General features: G+C 43.3%; 32 protein-coding genes and 1 pseudogene. 19 read left to right on the top strand and 14 right to left on the bottom strand.

The genetic code is table 11. The annotated features are described in order from the left end of the window. Positions 1-157 precede the first annotated feature (157 nt). The 6 genes from guaB to AAC155_RS03370 all read left to right on the top strand — a co-directional run bounded on the left by guaB (position 158) and on the right by AAC155_RS03370 (position 6,945). Positions 158-1,624, top strand: a complete 1,467-nt coding sequence (gene guaB / locus AAC155_RS03395; RefSeq protein WP_113041119.1) for an IMP dehydrogenase — start codon at positions 158-160, stop codon at positions 1,622-1,624. 74 nt (positions 1,625-1,698) lie between these two features. After that, complete coding sequence (gene guaA / locus AAC155_RS03390) at positions 1,699-3,276, top strand: glutamine-hydrolyzing GMP synthase (protein WP_113041028.1); 1,578 nt, start codon at positions 1,699-1,701, stop codon at positions 3,274-3,276. A 206-nt stretch (positions 3,277-3,482) separates the two neighbouring features. Then, on the top strand, positions 3,483-3,620 hold the full coding sequence (locus AAC155_RS24365) for a helix-turn-helix domain-containing protein (protein WP_434086425.1): 138 nt from the start codon (positions 3,483-3,485) through the stop codon (positions 3,618-3,620). Between the two features lie 9 nt (positions 3,621-3,629). Next, entirely contained in the window at positions 3,630-5,378 is a 1,749-nt protein-coding gene (locus AAC155_RS03380; RefSeq protein ID WP_229015690.1) for an Eco57I restriction-modification methylase domain-containing protein, read from the top strand. Next, entirely contained in the window at positions 5,379-6,119 is a 741-nt protein-coding gene (locus AAC155_RS03375; protein WP_113041027.1) for a PaeR7I family type II restriction endonuclease, read from the top strand. Between the two features lie 13 nt (positions 6,120-6,132). Then, positions 6,133-6,945, top strand: a complete 813-nt coding sequence (locus AAC155_RS03370; protein ID WP_113041026.1) for an abortive infection family protein — start codon at positions 6,133-6,135, stop codon at positions 6,943-6,945. Positions 6,946-7,322: 377 nt separating this feature from the next. Here AAC155_RS03370 and AAC155_RS03360 read toward each other — a convergent pair whose 3' ends face one another. Continuing rightward, on the bottom strand, positions 7,323-7,466 hold the full coding sequence (locus tag AAC155_RS03360; protein WP_158536478.1) for a hypothetical protein: 144 nt from the start codon (positions 7,464-7,466) through the stop codon (positions 7,323-7,325). 230 nt (positions 7,467-7,696) lie between these two features. On the opposite strand from AAC155_RS03360, the gene AAC155_RS03355 reads away from it, so the two are divergent. From AAC155_RS03355 to AAC155_RS03340, 4 genes are all read left to right on the top strand, one after another. Further along, the gene (locus tag AAC155_RS03355; protein WP_113041117.1) at positions 7,697-8,008 is read left to right on the top strand and encodes a type II toxin-antitoxin system RelE/ParE family toxin; all 312 of its coding nucleotides are present in this window, start codon (positions 7,697-7,699) and stop codon (positions 8,006-8,008) included. 2 nt (positions 8,009-8,010) lie between these two features. After that, positions 8,011-8,301, top strand: coding sequence for a helix-turn-helix domain-containing protein (locus tag AAC155_RS03350; RefSeq protein ID WP_113041025.1), 291 nt, complete (start codon positions 8,011-8,013; stop codon positions 8,299-8,301). A gap of 620 nt (positions 8,302-8,921) precedes the next feature. Next, positions 8,922-9,740 (top strand): 23S rRNA (guanine(745)-N(1))-methyltransferase, encoded by an 819-nt coding sequence (gene rlmA / locus AAC155_RS03345; protein ID WP_113041023.1) that lies wholly within the window; start codon positions 8,922-8,924, stop codon positions 9,738-9,740. Further along, the gene (locus AAC155_RS03340; RefSeq protein WP_146748046.1) at positions 9,737-9,943 is read left to right on the top strand and encodes a hypothetical protein; all 207 of its coding nucleotides are present in this window, start codon (positions 9,737-9,739) and stop codon (positions 9,941-9,943) included. Before rlmA ends, AAC155_RS03340 begins: the two co-directional genes overlap by 4 nt. Here AAC155_RS03340 and mntP read toward each other — a convergent pair. From mntP to AAC155_RS03290, 10 genes and pseudogenes are all read right to left on the bottom strand, one after another. Next, complete coding sequence (mntP, locus tag AAC155_RS03335) at positions 9,923-10,504, bottom strand: manganese efflux pump MntP (RefSeq protein ID WP_146748045.1); 582 nt, start codon at positions 10,502-10,504, stop codon at positions 9,923-9,925. The two genes, AAC155_RS03340 and mntP, sit on opposite strands and share 21 nt — an antisense overlap. A 424-nt stretch (positions 10,505-10,928) precedes the next feature. Beyond that, positions 10,929-11,387: a DUF986 family protein gene (locus tag AAC155_RS03330; RefSeq protein WP_113041021.1), complete on the bottom strand. Its 459-nt coding sequence runs from the start codon at positions 11,385-11,387 to the stop codon at positions 10,929-10,931. A 66-nt stretch (positions 11,388-11,453) separates the two neighbouring features. After that, positions 11,454-12,320, bottom strand: coding sequence for a PTS mannose transporter subunit IID (locus AAC155_RS03325; RefSeq protein WP_113041020.1), 867 nt, complete (start codon positions 12,318-12,320; stop codon positions 11,454-11,456). Between the two features lie 13 nt (positions 12,321-12,333). Beyond that, positions 12,334-13,134 carry a PTS mannose/fructose/sorbose transporter subunit IIC gene (locus tag AAC155_RS03320; protein WP_113041019.1) on the bottom strand — a complete coding sequence of 267 codons (801 nt, stop codon included), beginning with the start codon at positions 13,132-13,134 and terminating at the stop codon, positions 12,334-12,336. Between the two features lie 75 nt (positions 13,135-13,209). Further along, entirely contained in the window at positions 13,210-14,193 is a 984-nt protein-coding gene (manX, locus tag AAC155_RS03315; RefSeq protein ID WP_113041018.1) for a PTS mannose transporter subunit IIAB, read from the bottom strand. Next, positions 14,150-14,275 carry a hypothetical protein gene (locus AAC155_RS03310; RefSeq protein WP_262405101.1) on the bottom strand — a complete coding sequence of 42 codons (126 nt, stop codon included), beginning with the start codon at positions 14,273-14,275 and terminating at the stop codon, positions 14,150-14,152. The genes manX and AAC155_RS03310 overlap by 44 nt, the downstream gene beginning before the upstream one ends. 540 nt (positions 14,276-14,815) lie before the next feature. Then, positions 14,816-16,180 (bottom strand): L-serine ammonia-lyase, encoded by a 1,365-nt coding sequence (locus AAC155_RS03305; RefSeq protein WP_113041017.1) that lies wholly within the window; start codon positions 16,178-16,180, stop codon positions 14,816-14,818. 171 nt (positions 16,181-16,351) lie between these two features. Next, a complete protein-coding gene (locus AAC155_RS03300; RefSeq protein ID WP_113041016.1) occupies positions 16,352-16,915 on the bottom strand; it encodes a CoA pyrophosphatase in 564 nt (187 codons plus the stop codon). Then, a pseudogene (locus AAC155_RS03295) lies at positions 16,912-17,229 on the bottom strand (chorismate-binding protein); the annotation flags it as partial. The gene AAC155_RS03300 and the pseudogene AAC155_RS03295, both read right to left, overlap by 4 nt. Next, the gene (locus AAC155_RS03290; protein WP_113041015.1) at positions 17,151-17,387 is read right to left on the bottom strand and encodes a hypothetical protein; all 237 of its coding nucleotides are present in this window, start codon (positions 17,385-17,387) and stop codon (positions 17,151-17,153) included. The pseudogene AAC155_RS03295 and the gene AAC155_RS03290, both read right to left, overlap by 79 nt. Before the next feature lie 139 nt (positions 17,388-17,526). Here AAC155_RS03290 and AAC155_RS03285 point away from each other — a divergent pair, with 139 nt between their 5' ends. The 3 genes from AAC155_RS03285 to pip all read left to right on the top strand — a co-directional run bounded on the left by AAC155_RS03285 (position 17,527) and on the right by pip (position 19,215). Further along, entirely contained in the window at positions 17,527-17,712 is a 186-nt protein-coding gene (locus AAC155_RS03285; protein ID WP_112875701.1) for a YoaH family protein, read from the top strand. A 101-nt stretch (positions 17,713-17,813) separates the two neighbouring features. After that, complete coding sequence (gene yebF / locus AAC155_RS03280; protein WP_113041014.1) at positions 17,814-18,188, top strand: protein YebF; 375 nt, start codon at positions 17,814-17,816, stop codon at positions 18,186-18,188. A gap of 73 nt (positions 18,189-18,261) precedes the next feature. Next, positions 18,262-19,215 (top strand): prolyl aminopeptidase, encoded by a 954-nt coding sequence (pip, locus tag AAC155_RS03275; RefSeq protein WP_113041013.1) that lies wholly within the window; start codon positions 18,262-18,264, stop codon positions 19,213-19,215. A 174-nt stretch (positions 19,216-19,389) separates the two neighbouring features. Here the strand turns inward: pip and AAC155_RS03270 are convergent, their stop codons facing one another. Beyond that, positions 19,390-19,620: a DNA polymerase III subunit theta gene (locus AAC155_RS03270; protein ID WP_112875704.1), complete on the bottom strand. Its 231-nt coding sequence runs from the start codon at positions 19,618-19,620 to the stop codon at positions 19,390-19,392. A 313-nt stretch (positions 19,621-19,933) separates the two neighbouring features. Here AAC155_RS03270 and ftnA point away from each other — a divergent pair, with 313 nt between their 5' ends. From ftnA to copD, 3 genes are all read left to right on the top strand, one after another. After that, positions 19,934-20,437 (top strand): non-heme ferritin, encoded by a 504-nt coding sequence (ftnA, locus tag AAC155_RS03265; RefSeq protein WP_113041012.1) that lies wholly within the window; start codon positions 19,934-19,936, stop codon positions 20,435-20,437. A 194-nt stretch (positions 20,438-20,631) separates the two neighbouring features. Next, positions 20,632-21,018: a CopC domain-containing protein YobA gene (yobA, locus tag AAC155_RS03260; protein WP_113041011.1), complete on the top strand. Its 387-nt coding sequence runs from the start codon at positions 20,632-20,634 to the stop codon at positions 21,016-21,018. A 2-nt stretch (positions 21,019-21,020) separates the two neighbouring features. Beyond that, the gene (gene copD / locus AAC155_RS03255) at positions 21,021-21,914 is read left to right on the top strand and encodes a copper homeostasis membrane protein CopD (RefSeq protein ID WP_113041010.1); all 894 of its coding nucleotides are present in this window, start codon (positions 21,021-21,023) and stop codon (positions 21,912-21,914) included. A gap of 9 nt (positions 21,915-21,923) precedes the next feature. Here the strand turns inward: copD and AAC155_RS03250 are convergent, their stop codons facing one another. After that, complete coding sequence (locus AAC155_RS03250) at positions 21,924-22,106, bottom strand: hypothetical protein (protein ID WP_146748044.1); 183 nt, start codon at positions 22,104-22,106, stop codon at positions 21,924-21,926. 34 nt (positions 22,107-22,140) lie between these two features. On the opposite strand from AAC155_RS03250, the gene AAC155_RS03245 reads away from it, so the two are divergent. After that, entirely contained in the window at positions 22,141-22,482 is a 342-nt protein-coding gene (locus AAC155_RS03245; protein WP_113041009.1) for a YebY family protein, read from the top strand. Between the two features lie 351 nt (positions 22,483-22,833). On the opposite strand, the gene AAC155_RS03240 is transcribed toward AAC155_RS03245, so the two are convergent. Continuing rightward, positions 22,834-23,076 carry a DUF1480 family protein gene (locus tag AAC155_RS03240; RefSeq protein ID WP_112875709.1) on the bottom strand — a complete coding sequence of 81 codons (243 nt, stop codon included), beginning with the start codon at positions 23,074-23,076 and terminating at the stop codon, positions 22,834-22,836. A 667-nt stretch (positions 23,077-23,743) separates the two neighbouring features. Here AAC155_RS03240 and AAC155_RS03235 point away from each other — a divergent pair. Further along, positions 23,744-24,241 carry a GAF domain-containing protein gene (locus AAC155_RS03235; protein ID WP_113041008.1) on the top strand — a complete coding sequence of 166 codons (498 nt, stop codon included), beginning with the start codon at positions 23,744-23,746 and terminating at the stop codon, positions 24,239-24,241. A 95-nt stretch (positions 24,242-24,336) separates the two neighbouring features. Next, on the top strand, positions 24,337-25,041 hold the full coding sequence (gene proQ / locus AAC155_RS03230; protein WP_113041007.1) for an RNA chaperone ProQ: 705 nt from the start codon (positions 24,337-24,339) through the stop codon (positions 25,039-25,041). Positions 25,042-25,049 lie beyond the last annotated feature (8 nt).

Here is a 25,049-nt window from a genome sequence, read left to right as displayed (position 1 = left end):
TTTCAAAACAATAACTTAATATGCTGATACTAACGTTCATCATGAAGTAAGCAAGAAATTTTTTAATAAAATGCTGGAGGCAACCGATTACGTTCTGTATAATGCCACGGCAATATTTTATCCCTTAAATTTTCAGCAGCTTGGTGAGATATTGCTTATGTTACGAATTAAAAAAGAAGCTTTAACCTTTGATGATGTTCTGTTAGTTCCTGCCCACTCTACTGTTTTACCTAACACTGCTGACCTGTCTACTCAACTGACTTCCTCCATTCGTTTGAAAGTTCCTATGTTGTCTGCCGCTATGGATACCGTCACCGAATCTGGTTTGGCTATTGCGTTGGCTCAGGAAGGTGGAATGGGTTTTATCCATAAAAATATGTCCATTGAGCGTCAGGCAGAAGAAGTTAGTCGAGTCAAAAAACATGAGAGTGGGGTAGTGACAGATCCAGTCACTGTGGCACCTAAAACAACGCTGCGTGAAGTTAAGGAATTGACAGAACGTAATGGTTTTGCGGGTTATCCGGTTGTCACTGAAGGAAATGAGTTGGTTGGTATTATTACTGGCCGTGATGTACGTTTCGTTACCGATTTGGATCAGCCTGTTACTGCGGTAATGACGCCTAAAGAGCGTCTGGTGACAGTAAAAGAAGGTGAAGCCCGTGAAGTTGTATTGCAGAAAATGCACGAAAAACGTGTCGAAAAAGCGCTGGTAGTTGATGAAAACTTTCATCTACTTGGCATGATCACGGTTAAAGATTTTCAGAAAGCAGAACGTAAACCGAACGCCTGTAAGGATGAACGTGGTCGTTTACGTGTTGGTGCCGCGGTTGGTGCCGGTGCTGGCAATGAAACGCGTATTGATGCATTGGTTGCCGCCGGTGTTGATGTTCTGCTTATTGATTCCTCGCATGGTCATTCTGAAGGGGTACTGCAACGTATCCGTGAAACCCGTGCTAAATACCCAAATCTACAAATTATTGGTGGTAACGTGGCGACTGGGGAAGGCGCAAAAGCGCTGGTAGAGGCTGGCGTCAATGCGGTTAAAGTCGGTATTGGTCCCGGTTCTATCTGTACTACCCGTATTGTTACCGGTGTAGGGGTACCACAAATTACGGCTATCTCTGATGCTGTTGAAGCGTTGGAAGGCACCGGTATTCCAGTTATTGCTGATGGTGGTATTCGTTTCTCTGGCGATATTGCTAAAGCCATCGCCGCAGGAGCGTCATGTGTTATGGTGGGTTCTATGCTGGCAGGGACAGAAGAATCACCAGGCGAAATTGAGCTCTACCAAGGACGTTCATTTAAATCTTATCGCGGCATGGGATCATTGGGGGCGATGTCCAAAGGTTCTTCTGATAGATATTTCCAAACTGATAATGCCGCGGACAAACTGGTACCGGAAGGTATTGAAGGCCGTGTTGCCTATAAAGGTTTGCTGAAAAACATTGTCCATCAGCAAATGGGAGGCTTGCGTTCCTGTATGGGGCTGACCGGCTGTGCAACTATTGATGAATTGAGAACCAAAGCAGAATTTGTTCGCATTAGTAATGCCGGTATTCAGGAAAGCCACGTTCACGATGTCACCATTATCAAAGAGTCTCCAAACTACCGGTTAGGTTCGTAATCCATATTTATTGTGGCCCATATAAGGGCCACTTATCTTTTATTTGTTACTTGTTTTTTTGGAATTCACCGCACATGACAACTAATATCCATCAACACCGCATTCTTATCCTTGATTTTGGTTCGCAATATACTCAATTGATTGCTCGCCGTATCCGTGAAATCGGGGTTTATTGTGAACTTTGGGCATGGGATGTCACTGAAGAGCAAATCCGCGAATTCAACCCAAGCGGTATTATTCTTTCCGGTGGTCCGGAAAGTACCACAGCACAAGAAAGTCCACGTGCACCTGAATATGTTTTTAACGCTGGCGTTCCGGTTCTGGGCGTTTGCTATGGCATGCAAACGATGTCAGTACAGTTTGGTGGTAAGGTAGAAGATTCTACTGAGCGTGAATTTGGTTATGCCCAGGTTGAAATTAAAGCGGAGAGTGCGTTATTCCGTGGGATTCAAGATTCATTAAATGAGCAAGGTAAACCATTATTGGATGTATGGATGAGTCACGGTGATAAAGTTACTGCAATTCCCGAGGACTTTGTCACTATCGCCAGCACTGATACCTGTCCATTTGCCATCATTGCAAATGAAGAAAAACGTTTTTATGGCGTGCAATTCCACCCGGAAGTCACCCATACCCATCAGGGGCAGCGTATATTGGAACGTTTTGTACTGGATATCTGCCAATGTGAAGCGCTGTGGACGCCTGCTTCTATTATCGAAGATACCGTTGTACGCCTGCGTGAACAGGTTGGTGAGGATCACGTTATTTTGGGGCTGTCCGGTGGTGTTGATTCCTCTGTCACCGCATTGTTACTGCATCGCGCAATTGGTAACCGTCTGACCTGTGTATTTGTTGATAATGGTTTACTGCGTTTGAATGAAGCTGAGCAGGTGATGGAAATGTTTGCCGGTAAATTTGGGCTGAATATTATTCATGTCCCAGCAGAAGACCGCTTCCTGACTGCACTGGCTGGCATCAATGATCCGGAAGAGAAACGCAAAACAATTGGTCGTGTATTTGTTGAAGTCTTTGATGAAGAGGCGAGCAAACAGGCTCAGGTTAAATGGCTGGCACAGGGCACTATATATCCAGACGTCATCGAATCAGCGGCATCTGCGACAGGCAAAGCACACGTTATCAAATCTCATCATAACGTAGGTGGTTTGCCGGAAGAGATGAAATTGGGTCTGGTGGAACCGCTGAAAGAGTTGTTCAAAGATGAAGTACGTAAAATTGGTTTGGAATTGGGATTGCCTTATGACATGTTGAACCGTCATCCATTCCCAGGCCCAGGTTTGGGCGTTCGTGTGTTGGGTGAAGTGAAGAAAGAGTACTGCGATCTGTTACGGCAGGCTGATGCTATTTTCATCGAAGAGCTGCACAAAGCTGATTTGTACAATAAAGTCAGTCAGGCGTTTACCGTATTCTTGCCAGTTCGCTCCGTGGGTGTGATGGGGGATGGTCGTAAATATGACTGGGTTGTTTCGTTGCGAGCAGTAGAAACGATTGATTTTATGACCGCACATTGGGCGCATTTACCCTACGATTTCCTGGGACGAGTTTCTAACCGGATCATCAATGAAGTCAATGGGATATCAAGAGTTGTCTATGATGTCAGCGGCAAACCACCTGCGACTATTGAGTGGGAATGATCCCGAATCCGGCATAGACTGGCACTAAAGTGTTGTGGCGGCTGGATCGACTCGGGCGTAGCCTCGCCGATCTGATGCAGATCGTGGCTGACCTTGAGCAGCGCAGCGGGCAGATTGGTTTTCCATGTGTTCGCGGCACTGGCCGAGTTCGAGCGTGGCTTAATCCGGGAGCGGACGCAGGCCGGGCCTGTGGCTGCAAACCGAAGCTGGACGACCAGCAGGTGCGCGAGATCAAAGCCCTGTTGCGCGATCCCGATATTCAGGTGGCCGAGGTGGCCCGCCGTTATGGCGTGTCCCGAACCACACTTTACAAGCATGTCGGCGTCATCACGCCGCGCCAATGAGGATTTGGGATGACCCAACAACTAGACGCCGCAAACAGCGTGCGCAGCAAGGTTACTCCTAGAGCTGTTGCAGTGCCTGTATGTCCCGTCACGGCAGCGACTGAAGCTTTGGCGACAGAGGGCGGGCTCGAAGCCCGAGGGGCCATTTTCACGCGCTTTGAGGTGGTGGATTTCATTCTCGACTTGGTTGGTTACACAGAGGATCAACCGCTTCACGAAAAGCGGCTTTTGGAGCCGTCATTTGGTGGTGGCGACTTTCTGTTGCCGATCATTGAGCGGCTACTGAGTGCATGGCGGGCAGCAAGGCCGAGCGGTTCCGCGCTCGACGAACTAACCGATGCAATCCGGGCGGTGGAACTGCACCACGAGACCTTTAAGAGCACCAAAGCTGCCGTTGTCGCACTGCTCAGGCGGCAAGGGATCGCTGCGAATGCTGCGGTCACGTTGGCTAGTTACTGGCTGTCGCAAGGCGATTTCCTGCTGGCACCGCTGGAGGGGCAATTTGATTTTGTGGTTGGCAACCCACCCTATGTTCGTCAGGAGTTGATTCCGGCACCGCTGCTTGCAGAATATCGTAGTCGTTACCTGACGATGTATGACCGGGCAGATATCTACATTCCCTTCATTGAGCGGTCTCTGTCGGTTTTGTCGGATGGTGGCAGCCTAGGCTTCATCTGCGCTGATCGCTGGATGAAAAACCGCTATGGCGGGCCACTGCGCAGCCTCGTAGCCGAGCGGTTCCACCTGAAAGTCTATGTCGACATGGTGGATACACCTGCCTTCCACTCCGATGTGATTGCCTACCCAGCAATCACTATCATCAGCCGTGAAGTGCCGAGGCCAACGCGCATCGCTTACCGCCCGGCTATTGACCGTGCGACGCTGACCGCATTGGCAGGTTTGCTCAAAGCACCCTCGCTGCCGAAGGAAGTCGGCCCGGCGCGTGAACTTGCCCAAGTGACCAACGGTTCGGAGCCGTGGTTGCTGGAGTCATTCGACCAGATGGCGGTTATTCGCCGTTTGGAGGGGGACTTTCCCCTGCTGGAAGAGGCCGGGTGTAAGGTCGGGATCGGTGTTGCGACTGGCGCGGACAAAGCGTTTATCGGGGATTTCGACGTGCTCAATGTTGAGCCAGACCGGAAGGTGCCGCTGGTAACAACCAAAGACATCATGACCGGCGAAGTGGAGTGGCGGGGTCTGGGTGTTATCAACCCCTTTGCTGAGCAGGGCGGACTGGTCGATCTTGACGAATATCCCCGTCTGCGGCGCTACCTTGAGGCTCGACGAGAGGTGATCGCTGGGCGTCACTGTGCGCAGAAAGCTCCGGCCAACTGGTATCGCACAATTGACCGCATCACGCCGTCGTTGGCTGCGAGGCCAAAGCTCCTGATTCCAGATATCAAGGGACAGGCGCATATCGTCTATGAAGATGGTGAACTGTATCCTCATCACAACCTCTACTACGTCACGTCAGACGACTGGGATTTACGGGCCTTGCAGGCTGTCCTGCTATCCGCTGTCACTCGTCTGTTTGTGGCGACCTATTCAACGAAAATGCGGGGTGGATTCCTACGCTTCCAAGCGCAGTACCTGCGCCGCATTCGCATTCCGCTCTGGGCTGAAGTGCCAGAACCGCTGCGCCGTGAGTTAGCCGAGGCTGCTATCAAACGGGACTTGCAAGCTTGCAACCGGGCTGTGTTCAGGCTCTACGACCTAAGCCAAGAAGAACGATCTGCCCTCGGGGGAAATGGAGAATAAATGGCGCTCGATCTCGTCGACTACGAACAGAAAGCCCGCGAAGCCGTGAAGGAGTTTTGGGGCAACCGCGAAGCAGCAAGACAAAAACAAATAGAGTCGGGCAAGGCCGACCAAGGTGAACGTGCAGGAGTCACCGCTGGCAAGAACATGGACGGGTTCTTGGCTTTGGTGCTCGACATCATCAAGGCCAATGGGCTAGCCCATGCTGAGATTCACCAGAACCGGGCGATGCTGACCCTGCCCGGATATTTTCGTCCGACTAAACTGTGGGATCTTTTGGTGCTCTACAAGGGACAATTGATCGCAGCCATCGAACTGAAAAGCCAAGTAGGCCCCTCGTTCGGAAACAACTTCAATAATCGAACTGAGGAAGCAATCGGGATGGCTCATGATTTATGGACAGCCTTCCGTGAAGAAGCTTTCGGCAAGCAACCGCGTCCATTTGTAGGGTGGATGATGATGGTTGAGGATGCGCCGGAGTCTCGTAAATCCGTCCGCGACTCGTCGCCACACTTTCCTGTGTTCGAGGAATTCAAGGGTGCGTCATATCTCAAGCGGTATGACCTGCTGTGTCAGCGACTGGTGCAGGAGCAGCTTTACACTACCGCTGCCGTCATCGCGGCGGAGCGCAGCGCGGTGAATACCGGCGATTTCGCGGAACTGTCCTCGATGACCAGCCTCAAGACGTTCGTGGCAGCTTTGGCAGGCCACGTTGCGGCAGAAGCGGCACGGTTGGGCTGAGATAGGAGCACCTATGTCCGATCTTAGCGGGAGTGAACGTCGGAAACTGGAAAGGCTGCTCGGAATGAGCGGCGGGTACGTCCTCAATTTTTCAGACCGAACCTTCGGCGACTTCTTCGTCGAATACCGGGTGGAAATTGATGCCGAACGCTACCGAGTGCGCGGCACGTCGAAGGCTAACCGTATGCGCACCTTCTGGGAGTTGGAGGCGAACTATGTGGTGGGTCGAGTTATCGGCGGTTTGGTCGACTACGCCAGCGAAGGGCAGTGCTTTGGTGACAGCAACCCAGTGCTGATTGACGACTGCCGAAAGATCGCTCAACGGCTTCTCAGTGACCAGCCGGTAGTTGAGCTAGATGCGCTGATAGCCATCGCGGATGAACGAGATTTCGAGGTGGCGGCGGAGCACGTTCGCGAAGCTATCGAGAAAAATCAACCTGAGGGCGGGTTAGATCGGCTTCATACGTTCGTCAACAAGTTCATCCGTGTGACATGTGCGCCTCACGGCATCACGATCACCCGTGACAAGCCGTTGCATAGTGTCTTTGGCGAGTATGTGAAGGCGTTACGTGATGGAGGTCATCTTGAGTCAGTGATGACCGAGCGTATCTTAAAGTCCAGCATCTCGGTGCTTGAAGCCTTTAACGATGTGCGGAACAACAAGAGCTTAGCTCACGACAACCCAATCCTGAATTATGAGGAAAGCCTGTTGATCTTCAATCACGTTGCGGCCTCGGTTCGGTTTATTAAGTCGCTAGAGGCGAGGATAAAAGCTAAAGTGACACAGGAGAAACACGGTGGTTGGGACGAAAGTATCCTTTTCTAGCCGCGATGGCATCGCACGGAACTTGGCTACCAAACCGTGCACTTTGAAAGGAGGGTGGCACCAAATGAAAGATAGATCGCATGATGAGGTCATGGCCGAGCACTTCCGCGCTGATCGACTTATGCAGCGGAGCTGCTTGCCGAAGTCCGTCGCGACGGTGACCCGGCCGAACTGGCCATTCTGTTGCGGCAGATGGCCACGGCCTCGGAGCAGGATGCGAGGTAAGATGCAACCGATGTAGGGCGCAAATTAACCCCTTGATTAGAACGTGGTATTTTTCATGATCTTGTGAGTTCCTGTTGTTGCAATGTGCTGATTTATATGTGTTTTTATTTGTGATATGCACTGTGGATGTTCACTTTAGGTTGTTGTTAAGACTAGGTTTTTTCAGCTTTATTTTGCCCAGAATCTGGACTGGGTTTAATGACAACAAATGGGCTATGTGCACAAATTCCACGACATCTATACCCGTCATCTTTCAAGTTGCCTCTTTGTTGGCTGCACTCACTTCCCCCGGTCACATAGTTAGCTATGCTCCCGAGGATTCGCTCCCTTGCTGTCGCGATGTATCTTGAAATCCATAGGGTATAATCAGCATTGTTTTTTTAGTTGCTCATTCTAACCCTAAGCAAAGGATGGTAAAAAACACCTATTATTAAAGGGGTTTATATCAACAGACATTTATGCGTCATTGACTTACTGTGTGATGGGGCATATGATGACTTCACATACACTTATGACGCACTTAAATATGATATTCATTGAAACTGATATTTTCACTGAGGACTGTAAAGAGTTATTAAGTGGCGATGAATATCGTGAGTTTCAGCAATATCTTGCAGCTAATCCCATAGCTGGAGATGTTATCCAGCGTACTGGCGGGTTGCGTAAAGTCAGGTGGGTCTCTCGTGGTAAGGGAAAGCGTGGTGGTGTACGTATTATTTATTATTACAAGGTGGATGTTTCACATATCCAATTGTTGTTGATTTATAAAAAAGGCACAAAAGACGATCTGAGTGAATCAGAGAAGAAAATCCTGAGAGACTTAAATGAGAGGTGGTAGAGATGGATAGTAAATTATTTGCCAGGCTGACTGAAAGTATGACACAGATGAATGAGATTATTAATAGTGAGCGTGTGCCCTCTCGTGAAATTAATGTTGAGGCGATAAAAGTAAAGAATATTCGCCAAGCGACAGGCTTAAGTCAAACTGGTTTTGCTAAGTTGATTTCCGTTAATGTTGGGACTTTACGCAATTGGGAGCAAGGAAGACGTGAACCAACCGGGCCAGCAAAAGCATTGCTGAAAGCAATAGAAAAAGATCCTATTCATGTTTTAAAAGCGTTGTCTATGTAAATTAATTATTCGTAAGGTATCAAACCTCGTCTCAAGCGGGGTTTTTTCATATCTAGCCGCTTAACTGTGGTTCTTTTATTTTTAACCAATCTGCTCCGACAGTTTTTTTTATAAGTGAAACATGGCAATAAAAGAATTTAAGTGGTGAACTTAGGTACAGGATGTTTGTATTGGGCATAATATCGAATTTCGGTGAAATTGATCTTAATTTATTAAAATATTGTATGAAAATATTCATTATATTTCCTATGTTGTTAGTTATTTCTATTAGTTAAATGATTTATTAACAATGATATTTTATTGGATTTTGATTGAAGAATCATACCTGATAAATAGATTTATGCTATAGAAATATTGCGAGACTCTTCAAAAAAAGGAATGAAAATAATGGAATATAATTTCATTCAAGATAATGATTAATCGTTTATACCGAATGAACTTCAAGATGCTTGAGTCGTCAGATATAAAAACATTTAAATTCAACAACATAATCGTTTTTCAAACATGCACTTTGAAGTATCTTGAGTATATATAGAATTATTAATTAGTATGATTTAAGACGAAAAGTATCAGAATATGCTATAGTGCTGGCTGGTTTTCGCTTATATTTTTGGAATCTTATGTCTTACCAATGTCCCTTATGTCATCAATCTTTATTGCTCATTCGACAGCAATGGCGCTGTGAGAATAATCATCAGTTTGATTGTGCTAAAGAAGGGTATGTTAATCTGATGCCCGTTCAGCATAAAAAATCCAAGGAACCGGGGGATAGCCCGGAGATGATGCAATCAAGAAGAGCATTTTTGGATTCAGGGCATTATCAACCATTACAACAACGGGTTTCGGAATTACTAGAAAAGTATCTGCCAGAAAATGCAGGGAGTTTGCTGGATATAGGATGCGGTGAAGGTTATTACACCGCTGCGGTTGAAGCACAGTTAGGCAAGAGACGTAATCTTAAAATCTATGGGTTAGATGTTGCTAAGATCGCGGTTCGTTATGGCGCTAAGCGCTATCCTGCTGTCAGCTTTTGTGTTGCGTCGAGTCATCGTTTGTCATTTGCCGATAAATCGCTTGCCGGGGTGCTGAGAATTTATGCACCTTGTAAAGCGGAGGAACTGGCAAGGGTGGTTAAGCCACAGGGCATTGTTTTGACAGTCACTCCTGGCCCTCGCCATCTTTATCAGCTCAAAGAGTTGATTTATCAAAATATTCATCTTCATCCATTGAAGGCAGAACCATTGGAAGGATTTGAATTGATAACCGAGCAATCGTTATCTTACCCAATGAAATTAGATGGTGTGCAAGCGTATCATTTATTACAGATGACACCATTTGCCTGGCGAGCAATAGAAGATGTGAAAAAAGAATTGGCAGATAGGGTGCTGTTTGAATGTGAAACTGATTTTATACTGCGGGTCTATCAACGCCTTAATTGATCAAGATTTCAGCCCAAAATATAGCGTTTAACAGATATACCCAATGGATTTCAAGATGGATCGCGACGGCAAGGGAGCGAATCCCCGGGAGCATAGCTAACTATGTGACCGGGGTGAGTGAGTGCAGCCAACAAAGAGGCAACTTGAAAGATGACGGGTATAAATATTTTGGGCTGGTGGCGTTATTTGGCGTACATAAATAATTCGAGATGTTCAAATAAGATATTGAAGCCAATTGCAATTAGAATCAGCCCACCAATAAGTTCAGCGCGTTTGCCTAACCGTGGGCCAATATAACGGCCAATTAACATACCCAATGTTGCCATAATCATTGTCATCATTCCGATAGCCATCGCAGTATGTACGATATTGACTTCAAGGAACGCTAGCCCAATACCAATTGCCATTGCATCCAGGCTGGTGGCAATGGCTGTTGTTATCAACACTATTGAGTTATTACGGCAGGGTGATTCACTCTTTTTTTCCTGATTTGCTTTAAAACTCTCTGTTATCATTCTACAACCTAGAACAAATAACAGCGCGAAAGCAATCCAGTGATCCCATTCCATAATATACTGGCTGGCGTAAAGCCCTATCGACCAGCCAATCAATGGGGTACAGGCTTCTACTAAGCCAAATATCAAACCTGTACGGATTGCTTCACGAAAATGCGGTCTATGTAGTGCGGCCCCTTTACAAATTGCAGCAGCAAAGGCATCCATTGAGAGTGCTAAAGCCAGGATAAGGGTTGCGTACATATTCATTAATATAGCCTCGGTTGGGTGTTTCCATATACATATAATCCACCCCCAACCAATGATGGTGTTATATGCAATGGTCTTGCCAACCGAATTAATAGCTATCCCATTAGGCTATTTTTTTGCTATTTTGAGCAACAATAATGCCTGTTAAGATAGCAATAAGGCTACCCGCACCACGTTTATTTTGTAACGAGCGTGTTGATACGGGCTTTTCAGAGAAATTAACTAAATCGCTTCTCTGAAACAGGCTACTCCCCATGACAATTTAAAAGATAGCACAATAATTCAAAAAGGGAAAATAATATTATTTTTAGGGTTAAGGCAGGATATTGATAATAATTATCATTATCTGTTTTATAGGGAAAATAAAAGTCAGCGTAAGGCTGACTGTTTATTATTTACTTTTTTATTTATTATTTTTTCTTATCTATCTGTTTTCGATGAGAAATTTATAAATTCTTTCTAAATCATCAATTTTGCTTACTGATATATATAATTTCTTGTTTTCTAAACCAATAACCAGAATGCCATCTTCAGATAAATTCATAGTTTTTATCCGGTTATAGGAAATAAAGGTATTTACATAGAAGAAACCGTTATTTTTAAAAAATAATTTAGGCGACCGTATATAGGCAATATAAATAGTCACCAGGATAGTAAACAGCAATAAATATGTGGTTAAACGGCTACCATAAGCAGTAATATTATTATAAACAACAATAAGTATCAGGATAATAAAGATGAGTGCATCAATTTTATGTTTTCTTTTTAGCTTTATTTGTAAGTAAGTTTTCCCTTTTAGAAAATTAACCACGAATTCATCATAAACAGCAAAAGCTAGCATGAGTACGATTAAACCAGCTAATACTATATCATTAAGGCTCATTCCTTATCCTTGCATTGTCATGAAAAAGAAAATATGGGGAGGAGTTCCTCCCCGAATGATATTGTACTAGAGACCAAGGAAACCAAATTTGGCACCAATAATCCCCAGGATAAAGAAACCAATAATGATCCACAGGGCATTGACTTTATGTCGTAATAACCACATACAAGAAAATGTCAGCAAAAGTGGTACCAAGCCTGGCATCAATTGATCGAGGATATTTTGAACCGTGGTTATTGTCTTTTCACCTGTCTGTTGGTTAGGAATTTCTGATACAACCAGTGGGATATTGACTTTCGTCCATTTATTAACTAATGCCCCCATAACAAATAGACCAAGGATTGACGCTCCTTCCGTCATTTTTTGCAAGAAGCCACCACCCATATCTTGAACGATATTGATCCCTTTCTTATAACCATAAGAGATACCTGAATAGAGAACTAACAGGCGTACCAGATTGAATAAGAAAAAGAACAAGACAGGCCCAAGCCAACTGCCACTCATTGCCAGGCCAGCACCCAAAGCAGCAAATACCGGGCGGACTGTCCCCCAGAAAATAGGGTCACCAACACCGGCCAATGGCCCCATCAGACCGACTTTGATACCGTTAATCGCACCATCATCAATCGTTGCGCCATTAGCACGCTGTTCCTCCATTGCCAGAGTGACACCCAGTACAGGTGCGACGACGTAAGGGTGAGTGTTAAAGAATTCGAGGTGGCGTTTGAGTGCCTGTTTACGCTCATCGGTGTTTTCTGGATACAAACGACGAAGAGCTGGCACCATAGAGAAACAGAAACCCAAAGCCTGCATACGTTCAAAGTTCCATGAACCTTGAAATACATTAGAACGGAGAAATACACCACGGATATCACTGGGTGTCAGTTTTTTCTGGTCTGCTGTCTGAGCAGGCGTTTTTGTTGTATCTAACATGTTGCTCATCCTTTTAATCTAATTCGTTATCAAGGTCGTTATTGGTGTGTCCAGGGGTAGCCACTACCTGAGATTTGTTATATTTAGGGCTTAGCTGGATGTACAGCACAGCCATAACAATACCAATAATGCCTAATGCAACTAGGTTAAACTCAGTGAATGCCGCTGTGACGAAACCGAGATAGAAGAAGGGCATTAGGTAACCGGCACGCATCATGTTGATAACCATTGCGTAACCCACAACGACGATCATACCCCCGGCGATGTTCAAGCCATCTGTTACCACTTTTGGAATAGAAGCAAGTAACTGCTGGACTTCGTTGGTACCAACCGATAGTGCAACGATCAGGGCCGGGATGGCGATACGCATAGCCTGGAGCAGTAATGCGGATAGATGGATAAAGCTAATCGCACGCAGGCTGCCACGTTCTGCCGCGTTGTCAGCAGCATGCTGAAAGGCGACTGTGATGGTACGCACAATGATAGTCAGCACTTGACCTGCTGCTGCCAGTGGAATGGCCAAAGCGATACCTTCACCGATATCACGACCACCCGCGATGACCAGAATCGTTGAGATGATTGATGCTAAGGCTGCATCCGGGGCAATTGCAGCACCGATATTCATCCAGCCAAGAGCGATCATCTCTAGCGTACCACCGATAATGATACCGGTTGTCATGTCACCAAGGATGATCCCGATTAAGGTGCAGGCCACGAGTGGGCGGTGGAATTGAAATTCATCAAGAATGGAATCCATTCCGGCTATACAAGCTACGATGAATATCAATACAATTTGAACAACGGTAATTTCCATTGTTTGTCTCCTGTAACCAAATTAAATTTGGTGAGAAATTTTTGTCATTGAGTGATTTTTGTTGTTGAGTAATAGTTAAATTGCTCTGATCTGATTTTCGTTTTTAACCTTCTGGAGTAGATCCATCATTTGTAAGCGGCTGTCACTAGCAACCTTACGGGCTTCAAGTTCAATGCCTCGTTCATTTAGTTTTTTGAAGGCTGCAATATCGGTTTCATCAACGGATATTGCGTTGTTAACTTGCGTTTTTCCCTGACGGAAAGCCATTCCACCAATGTTGACAGAAGTGATATCGACACCGTCTTCGATTAAACGCAAAACATCTGTTGGGTTTGTAAACAGCAACATGACACGTTCATTGGCATATTTCGGGTTGTTATAAACGCGAACACATTTTGCAACATCAACAACGTGAGCACTGAGCCCCGGTGGAGCAACTTGTTTTAGCAAGGTGGTACGGACAGTATCAGCAGCAACTTCATCGCTGACGACAATGATCCGTTTGACATTGGTTTCTTTTGTCCAACGTGTAGCAACCTGACCATGAATGAGGCGGTCATCAATTCGAGCCAGGGCAATTTTCATATGATCACCGGTTGATGGTGCAAATGAAGGTGCCGCAACGGATGCCACAGGCTTGGCTGGTTCAGCTTTTTGAGGTTCTTCTGTTTTCAGGGCCCGGATGCCTTCTTTCCCGGTTTCCAGAGCAACAGAAACCAGTTCTGCCAGAGATGGGTCATCATCTCGACACATAAAGGTTTCAACCAGCATTGGAACGTTAACTCCGGTGATGATCTCATAATCCTCTTTATCTACGGCGATACGGCTAGCCGCATTGAATGGACTTCCTCCCCATGTATCGACAAGAAATAGTACACCTTGCGCTGTATTAAGCGTTTCCAGTTTACTGTTGTATTTTTCAAATAAGGTATCGGCATTTTCACCAGGAACGAAGTCAATGTAAGAAACATTTTCTTGCTCTCCAATTAACATCTCTGCGGTACGAAGCAGTTGCTCAGCCGCAGCCCCGTGTGTGCCAATCATAATGGCTATACTCACTTGTTTTCCCCTCTGTTAACAATATATACCCGTTATCTTTCAAGTTGCCTCTTTGTTGGCTGCACTCACTCACCCCGGTCACATCGTTATCTATGTTCCCGGGGATTCGCTCCCTTGCCGTCGCGATCCATCTTGAAATCCATTGGGTATCAATGCAGGATTATTACAAAGTTACTGCAATAATTTTGATGAATCATTCCTCCAATAAAAATCTTATTTGTATGAATAGTGACCTTTTATCAATATGATACCTAAATATTTGACTTGATTTAGACTTTATCTCTTATTGACTGAAAAAATCGGCTGTTAGATTAACATTAGAAATACCAGAGGAAAATTGCTGTCAGTCAGAAAAAATGAAATAGATAAAAATGTTAACCACAAAACAATTTAATAAGCTAAAAATTGCAAAATTAATTTATAATTATCTATAATTTGCTTATTGTTAGATATTTATTCTGTTTTCGATAACATCTTATTAGTTTAAAATGGAAAACATATTCATCTTTTTAGATCAAAAGATGATCATTCCACGTTTTGGTCAAAAAATATCCCAACCATAGGGTAGGGATATTTTCATTACAGAAGCATTTATTGATTAAAAAACAAGTTATTTATTTGATTAATCACACTGAACTTTAATTGCTAACCCACCGCGGGATGTTTCACGATATTTAGCGTTCATGTCTTTACCTGTTTCGTACATGGTTTCAATAACTTTATCGAGAGAAACGCGCGGTTCACTGGTACGGCGCAAAGCCATGCGTGAAGCATTGATTGCTTTTACTGACGCAATGGCATTTCGTTCAATACAAGGTACTTGTACCTGGCCTGCTACCGGGTCACAAGTAAGGCCGAGGTTATGTTCCATACCGATTTCAGCCGCAATACAGACCTGTTCAGCACTGCCACCGAGCAATTCAGCAAGGCCGGCTGCTGCCATCGAGCAGGCAACACCTACTTCCCCTTGGCAACCCACTTCAGCTCCAGATATCGATGCATTCATTTTATATAGGATGCCAATAGCGCCAGAAGCCAGGAAATAGCGGATATAGAGCTCTGGTGTTACAGGTTCAATGCAATGGTTGTAATAAGCGAGTACGGCAGGAACAATGCCACAAGCGCCATTGGTTGGTGCGGTAACAACACGCCCACCCGCAGCATTTTCTTCATTGACAGCCAAGGCAAACATATTCACCAAATCCACGACATTCATTGGATCATTAGATAAATTATTTGATGAGGTTAGCATACGATGTAATGCCGCTGCCCGGCGTGGTACACGCAGTGGGCCAGGTAAAACCCCTTCGGTGTTCAAACCACGTTCAATACAAGCCTGCATGGTATCCCAGACATCGGCAAAATAGGCATTAATTTCTTCTTTGCTGTGGAGATCCAGCTCGTTTTTCATCATTAAACCGGAAATAGATAACCCGGTTTTATTACAATTCATCAGTAATTCTTTTGCTGAATTGAATGGATATGAAACTGGTTTGGTATCCTGAGAGGGTTTACCAAAGTGTTCTTCATCAACAATAAAACCACCACCAATCGAGTAGTAGGTTTTGCTATAAACTTTTTTGTCCCCCGCGAATGCGTGAATTTGCATGCCGTTTTCATGTAATGACAGATTATCACTTCGGAAAACCATGCCGCTATCACGTGGGAAATCGACTTCATGTAAACCGTTGGCTAGTTTAATACGCTGTGTTTGCTCTACATCACGAATAAAACCGGGGATCGAATCAATATCAACGGTGGCGGGTAAATTACCTGCCAGACCCATGATAATGGCGATATCCGTATGATGACCCTTGCCGGTTAATGAGAGTGAGCCGTAAACATCGACGGCTACACGCGTGATAGAAGGCATTAATCCCTGGTTTACCAGATCGTCGACAAACTGTTTGCCGGCTTTCATCGGGCCAACCGTATGAGAGCTAGATGGGCCAATACCGACCTTAAACATGTCGAAAACGCTAATCACGCCAGACTCCTTAAAAAAGATAGAGATATAGTTATATATATTGAGGTACGCTACTTTACTGTGATTTAGTCGTGTTGATAAGGGAGTTTACAGGTTTTTTTGAATTATGATAGCAACAGCGATAAAGATGGATAAAAAAAATACAAATTTGTTATCCTTAAATGATTTGGATCAAACCTGAATTTGTTGAGCTAATTGATGAATTATTGTCGCTGTTAATCCCCAAATGAGATGCTGCTGATACCAGTAAAAATAGATACGATGCCGCTGACCACGGCGACTAACATCAAGATAATGATAACTCGAAAGTGAGAGCGCTTCAGATAGAGGAACTTCGAATATTTTGGAAACTTCTGCCGGGTTGCTGTGGAAGGATAATCCGGGGGGCAATAATCCGACAATAGGCGTCACCAGATAGCCACTGATGCTATTTAAAGGAGCGAGTTGTCCCAGAACCTGAACTTTCTGATGAGGTATGTTAACTTCTTCTTCCGCTTCCCGTAGTGCTGTCGCGATTATTGATTTATCTTTAGGATCAGCAACCCCCCCTGGAAAAGCGACTTGACCGGCATGTGATCGTAAAGTGGCGGAGCGTCGGGTCAATAATAACGTTGGCTTCGGTTTGCAGATGATTGGTAATAATACCGCAGCATGGCGGTTGTTATCTGAAAGCCGTTTAGGTGGTGGTGGAAGTTGTAACTGAAATCTGTTAACGAAATCAGACAGTGATATCATATTACTTTTATTTTCCCTAGTTGCGGCAAGATACGATTCAACTTATCAAATGTTTCCTGATACTCTTTTTCAGCAATGCTGTCGGCAACGATTCCGCCACCGGCCCAGCAATATATTTTTTCTTTCTCAGTTAAGAGGGTACGAATGGTGATATTGCTGTCCATTGTGCCACAGAAACTAATATAGCCAATTGAACCACAATATCCATGTCGGCGGTGAGGTTCAAGCTCTTCTATTATTTCCATTGCTCTGATTTTAGGAGCTCCGGTAATAGAACCACCGGGAAAACAGGCGCGTAATAAATCCGTAGCATCCGTGGTTCTGCAACCAAAATATCGAACCGGTTATGGGGATGGTTGGCCGCACCAGAATGGAGCAGCATTGCCCAAGACTGATTTGAAATCGGCGCGAAATAGTTGATGGCAGCGTCTGGTTGATAGGGTAATTGCCGTTTTTGTAGTGAAATGCTCATTATAGTGTTGGTTTAGCAATTGTAATGCAAAAGTTAGTCTTGATTTTAATCCTTACAGATTAACATAGAAATCCATTCCTTACTTGAGTTAAAAATCGCTATACTCTTCGGCATAGATCACTTTATAGAGGTTATTATCATGTTTTCAGAGATGCCAACTTTATCCCATGAGGAACAGCAACGAGCGGTAGAAAAAATTCAGCAATTGATGGTTGAAGGAATGAGCAGTGGCGAAGCGATTGCGTTGGTTGCACAAGAACTTCGTGAGCGACATCGAGGAAAAGAGCAGGTTAATGTGGTGTTTGATGATGAAAAATCAACATAATTAAATTATTTATTTAACAATAATCACACATTTATTTTACCTGACATGTTAGGTTAGCTCCATATTTAATCTCTTACTTTGAGATATTAACGGGAGGTAGTATGAAAGCATGTCATATCATTAACAGAGTTAGCCTATCAGGTGCAGCACTTTTGCTCACGGTTTCATTCACAGTATCTGCTGTGTCGGAGAACAAACGTGTTGATAAATTTATTTCTTGCGACAATTTAACTAAATCGCAAATTGCCGCTCAAGTAAAGCGTGATTTTCTGCAAAACCGCATTAACCATTGGTCAGAAGATAGAAAGCAATTGGGAACGTCTAAACCAGTGGTGTGGGTAAAGGCGGAAAATATCACTGGCGATAAAGATATATTAAAAATTCCGCTGACTGTTCGTGGTTCTAAGCGTGACAAAGATTACCGTGTTGTCGTTGATTGTCAGCAAAATACGATTAGCTATAGTGAATTGAAATAACATTTTCTGATAGTTATGTCTACCCGTCATTAGACGGATACCAGATTTGGTGTTAGCCAGTAAAGGAAATGTTATGTCAGAATTGAGAAAATTATATCCGGCTTGTGAAGCTTATCGTTCGGGGTATTTGGATACAGGCGACGGTCATCAAATTTATTGGGAATTGTGTGGTAATCCTGTAGGTAAGCCGGCTGTATTTATTCATGGTGGGCCGGGTGGTGGTATTGCTTCTTATCACCGTCGGTTATTCGACCCGAAGAAATATCATGTCATGTTATTTGATCAGCGTGGTTGTGGGCGTTCAAAACCTCATGCCAGTTTGGAAAATAATACCACTTGGCATTTAGTTGAAGATATTGAGCGCTTACGTCAATTGATGGGAGTAGAAAAATGGCTGGTATTTGGTGGTTCGTGGGGTTCAACCTTATCTTTAGTTTACGCCCAGACTCATTCCCAACACGTTTCTGAATTAATTCTTCGGGGAATTTTCTTGCTGAGACCACAAGAGTTGCACTGGTATTATCAGGATGGTGCTTCTAATTTCTTCCCTGACAAATGGCAACGAATGGTATCTATTTTATCGGAAGGAGAACGAAAGGATGTGATCAGAGCATATAATAAGCGGCTGACTAGTAATGATCTTCGGGTGCAATTAGAAGCCGCGCGTCTCTGGAGTTTATGGGAAGGAGAGACGGTAACATTGCTTCCTTCAAATAATGTAGAGTGTTTTACGGAAGATGAGTTTGCTTTGGCATTTGCTCGGATTGAGAACCACTATTTTATCAATGAGGGTTTTATGAATGAGGAGCAGCAACTGTTGAATAATATTGACGTTATACGGGATATTCCGGCAGTTATCATTCATGGCCGATATGATATGGCGTGCCGGGTGCAAAATGCTTGGGATCTAGCGCAGGCATGGCCGGAAGCGGAATTACATATCATTGAAGGAGCAGGGCATTCATTTGATGAGCCGGGTATTTTACATCAGCTTATTAGTGCAACAGATAGGTTTGCAGATCAGTAATTGGATATACCCGTTATCTTTCAAGTTGCCTCTTTGTTGGCTGCACTCACTCACCCCGGTCACATAGTTATCTATGCTCCCGGGGATTCGTTCCCTTGCCGTCGCGATCCATCTTGAAATCCATTGGGTATATAATCACCGGTTATCCGGTGGTTACCCATTCTTACTGGATGATCAGCGGCCTTTTGGCTCGTAGGGTAAATTGGAAAATTGTTTGGATAATTGGCGATAATGCACTAAACGTTGTTGAAAATATTGCCGCAGATGTTCGGGTTGTTCTTGTTCAACTGTATCAGGAAGTACCGGCATATTGTAACGTTCCTTAAAGGCTACGCCAGAAGCTGCCAAATCAACATTCACTTTGTCCATATTCTCTGTAGAAAGTTCGGCCAGATTATGTTTCATCAGTGTCTCTCTCATTCACAAAGTGATAAAACTAATCCAGACAGGTTTTTCTGGCAAGGTCTGAATTGATTATTTTATAAATATAAATAATATTCATTATCATTAAATATCAAAATTCCTTGATGAAGATTATTTTGTAAATGTGATTCATTTTCATTTAAATATATTAAATGAGATTCATTTTCATATTTTTATTAAAAAATATATTTATATTTCAATGTGATACTTATTTTTGATTTATTTTTATTATTGGGTTTTATTATTTTCATTTAATTGGCATAATGTAGTCCAATTAATAACTGGAGTATCTATTATGTTAAATCAAGAAATGGTTAATAAATTAAATGAGCAGATGAATCTGGAGTTCTATTCTGCGAATTTATATCTGCAAATGAGTGCATGGTGTAGTGAACAAGGGTTACCAGGTGCCGCTGCGTTTTTTAAATCGCACTCTCAGGAAGAGATGCAGCATATGCATCGCTTGTTTGAGTATCTGAGTGATACAGGCGCAATGCCACGTTTGGGGCAAATTGATGCACCTGTGGCCGATTATGAATCTATATCTCATGTACTCAATAGAACTTATGAACACGAGCGATTTATTACTGCCGAAATTAATAAACTTGCTCATTTGGCGATAACCATGCAGGATTATTCTACTTTTAACTTTCTGCAATGGTATGTAGCAGAACAGCATGAAGAAGAGAAATTGTTTAAATCTATCCTTGATAAACTGGATATGGTTGGTGAGGATGGTAAAGCACTTTTCTTATTAGATAAGGATCTGAAAGGTCTGTCTACTGCAAATCCTGTCTAATGAAAGGGAATTAATTAGCCGCAGTAGTCGCAATAACTTTAGGTATTTAAAGTCAATGCTGCGGTTTTCCTTTATTTTTGCGCGATAGTTCACAAGACGAAATTCTTATTGTAAGTTATCGCAGATAAAATAATTCTTTTGATATAAAATGATGACAATTTATAGCGATTCATTTGAAAATTAAGAGGTTATTGATGACCATTAGCACAATCCGCTCTTTTGGCCGAAAATTATCTGCTTTAATTGTCCTTTTTGTTGCCATATCTTGCCAGCAAGCTTTGGCCCATGCGCATTTAACAGAACAAATTCCGGCAGAAGATACTACAGTAGAAAATACACCGCAGGTGATCACGCTAAGCTTTTCTGAAGGTATTGAGCTGAGTTTTAGCAAAGTAAAAGTGATTGGCCCGGAAAATAAACTCATTAAAACGGGAAAGTTGAAGCTTGATCCGGCAACTAATACAAAACTTATTCTTCCTATCGAAGATAAACTGGCGACAGGGAGATATGATGTTAACTGGAGCGTGGTCTCTGTTGATGGGCATAAGACTAAAGGTGCCTATAGCTTTACAGTGAAATAATTATGTCTCTAGCGGCGCTGTATATTCTTTGTCGCTTCACTCATTTCGTGGCAGTTATGTTAGTGTTTGGCTTTAGCATATTTACTGCCATATTGGTTCCTGAGCGTTTATCTGTTCTGATTGATGCACGCCTTCGTTTAGGGGTAATTATCAGTACAGTTGTGACATTAGTAACAACAATTGGATGGTTGGCAATTCAATCGGGAATAATGGGTGATGGTTGGCAGGATATTTGTAATCTAGAAATCTGGTTGGCAGTATTGGGAACAACTTTTGGTAAAGTTTGGCAATGGCAAATACTGGTTTCAATAGTTGCTACAGGGTTTTTGTTTATCGGTAAACAAAAAGCCAGAAATATTTTGATGTTAATCAGTTCTGCTGTTTTACTCTCCTGCCATGCTTTTATAGGCCATTCGGTAATGCATGATGGGATAACAGGTGTTTTTTCTCAGATTAATCAGGTAATTCACTTAGTGAGTGTTGGATACTGGTTTGGTGGATTATGGCCGTTTTTGTTATGCTTGCAATTTTTACGGATACAAAATGAATTGGCTATAGGGTTGGATAAACAGATTATGATCTCCATGATGCGTTTTTCCACGTATGGTCACGTTGCTGTAACCCTGATTATCATTACTGGCATTATAAGCAGCTTAATTTTGCTACCGAACTGGCCGAAATATAGCGGTAGTGAATATCAATCCATGCTATGGCTGAAGATAGCATTGGTGGTGGGTATGGTGATGCTTGCATTAATTAACCGCTATATCTTGGTTCCTAAACTGAAGCAACCTGGCCGCTATCAATTGTTGATTATCAATAGTTGGGTTGAAATTATTCTTGGAGCATTGGTTCTATTATGTGTTGCTGTTTTTGCTACTTATCAACCGATTTGATTTTCTTAATTAATTATCTGTCTCAATAGGTGCTATTGGTATATACCCGTTATCTTTCAAATTGCCTCTTTGTTGGCTGCACTCACTCACCCCGGTCACATAGTTACCTATGCTCCCGGGGATTCGCTCCCTTGCCGTCGCGATGCATCTTGAAATCCATTGGGTATATAGATAGTGTGTGAAAAGATCCATTTCGCTCGCTTTTATATCTACATTGGTAACTATTATGAAACGTTTACTTTTATTAATTTCCTTGCTTTGTCTCTCTTTTCAAAATGTTGCTGCACCGATTGAAACGGTGAGTAAGCTACAATTTGGTGATAAATGGGCATTTACGCGGGAAGAGGTGATGTTGGATTGCCGAGCAAATAAGGCTCTGTTTGTGATTAATCCAAGTACGTTAGTGCAATACCCATTGAATGATATAGCCACGGATATGATGAAGGTGGGGAAAGTGAATGCTAAGTCTTTGGATATTATTCTATTGGATGATAGCAAAAATCCGACCCAAAAAATGAGTATAGAGCCATTCCAACAAGCCGCTTTAGCATTGTGCGATAAGAGATAATGTCATTGAGTAAGCAATATACCCGTTATCTTTCAAGTTGCCTCTTTGTTGGCTGCGCTCGCTCACCCTGGTCACATAGTTTGCTATGCTCCCGGGGATTCACTCTCTTGCCGTCGCGATGCATCTTGAAATCCGTAGGGTATAGCGTCTATTTTGGCTTAATGGAAGATGTTGTTTTTGATTATTTATTATCCAAAAAGTTGGTAAAATGCAAGTATGTCAGCTACTCTTTAAATTGTAAGTTGTTTTTCGTCTCAATGACACTTTTAGCGCACGGCTCTTAAGAGCCATTTTCCCTAGGCCGAGTAGAGGAGTCAACTCGGCCTCTTTTTGTCACAAGTTTTGTGGACATCAGACCACCCTCATAACCCATGCATGTTTTTGTCTATCATAATGCTTTCGGTAGAGAAGAATGTGTTTATCGTTTAGTAAGGCGGGAATACTGGTATGTTCATCCCATCCATCCAACTGCATACAAAGTTCATGGTCGGAATTACAAGGAATGCTAATGGTGATATCGTCCTCTTGGGAAGGTGAAGAGAGAATAGCATCATCAATTTCGTAGCTGGAAATTCTTAATTTTGTCTGGTTCATGATTGCTCCTTAACTTTTATATAACAGGTAAGACCAGCGTGACCATCATTGAGAATAGATCAAATAGCTGAGATTTCCAGTAATAATATTTTCTGTGCTGGATAATCGGTAGATGATATTGCTGTTATAATGATCTGTTCTAAAACTTACTCTTGTCATATTGCTTTTTTTATCTCTGTTATTCTTTGACCTTTTATACATTCAGTAGGAAATATTTATTTGGTGTGGTAGTAAGGACTCAAAGTGTTGGTGGTGGTGTGGTAAATGCAATAATTCTATGGATAACTTGTTTGAATGTTTAGTTTTTTTACTACACTACTAGTCAACTCTCAAATGAAAGGGGCTAATGAACGATACTGTTATCAGATAATTGATCTTTATAATTGTGTAAAAACTCAATTTGATTTTATTGTATGAGGGCATAGAGGCACTAACAGTGAATCATATTCATACTGGTTGTACCTCTGATAATGTTTTGGTGAAGTGGTGTGATATCTCACTAGCCTTTGCAAGTATTCAATAAATATAATTAAAGAATATCTTATTGAGGACAGTAAAAAATTTACGTCAGTGTGACAGACTGTTAACCTTATTGTTATGGGCACTTGATGTTTTTTTGATATAAAAATAGAGATGCGTTTTGTGAATTTCATCGGATAGGTCAATTATGAATAAAAATGAGTTCTATCGGGAGCTTACGGGAGACCTAAAAGCTCTGTTGTCTGGTGAGTATGACTTAATAGCGACGCTGGCTAATACCAGTGCATTGTTGTATGAACGTTTGCATGACGTTAACTGGGTTGGCTTTTACCTGATTGATGGTAATACGTTGGTGTTAGGACCATTTCAGGGAAAAGTTGCTTGTGTCAGAATACCTGTTGGCAAGGGGGTATGCGGAACGGCTGTATTGAAAAAGCGTATCCAGCGTGTTGATGATGTTCATGCGTTCCCTGGTCATATCGCCTGTGATGTTGCTAGTAACGCTGAAATTGTGTTGCCGTTGATCGTAAGCGATAGAATTATCGGTGTATTGGATATTGATAGTACGGTCTTTAATAGGTTCGACCAGAAAGACGAATTTGGCTTACAAGCCCTTATTGATGGGCTTTGTGCTCATTTAGAACAGTGCGTTGTGCCGAAATATGTTGAATTGAATGTAACTTAACATATGGATAACGTGGCATTTATCAGCAACGCTATTATAATGACGCCAGTTCATGCCTATGCTGGTTGGCAAAACCGTTGTAATCAGGAAATTTCATGGAAAATCAACCTAAGTTGAATAGTAGTAAAGAGATTATTGCTTTTTTAGCTGAGCGTTTCCCGCTCTGTTTCGTAGCCGAAGGTGAAGCTCGTCCTTTAAAGATCGGTATTTTTCAAGATATCGTTGAACGTATTCAGGACGAAGAGTGTTTAAGTAAAACACAACTGCGCTCCGCCTTGCGTCTGTACACATCAAGTTGGCGTTACCTGTATGGTGTGAAAGAAGGTGCGCAGCGTGTTGACCTTGATGGTAATTCATGCGGTGAATTGGAAGCGGAACACATTGAGCACGCTCTTCAGCAACTGACTGAAGCTAAAGCACGGGTTCAGGCACAGCGTGCAGAGCAAAGAGCTAAAAAACGTGAAGCTGAAAATGTGGCTGCTGGTGAAAAAAATGAACGGCCCACAGCCAAGAAACCAGCTCCTCGTCGCCGCGCTAATAATACTGAGGGGGAAAAACGGCAGCCACCACGTCAGCAAAAGCGCCCTCAGCAAGCACGTAAACCAGTTGCTAAACCTGCTCAACCTGTACCGATTCAGATTGTCGATGTTTCATCGCTGAAAATTGGTCAGGAAATTAAAGTAAGAGTGGGTAAAAGTTCAGTGGATGCTTCTGTGCTTGAAGTCGCCAAAGATGGTGTACGGGTACAATTGCCTTCCGGTTTGGCAATGATTGTACGCGCAGAACATTTACAGTTCTGATACGGAGG

Origin of the sequence: Photorhabdus sp. HUG-39 (assembly GCF_963878365.1) — a bacterium.
Lineage (GTDB): Bacteria > Pseudomonadota > Gammaproteobacteria > Enterobacterales > Enterobacteriaceae > Photorhabdus > Photorhabdus kayaii.
This window is presented reverse-complemented; position numbering and strand designations above follow the sequence as displayed.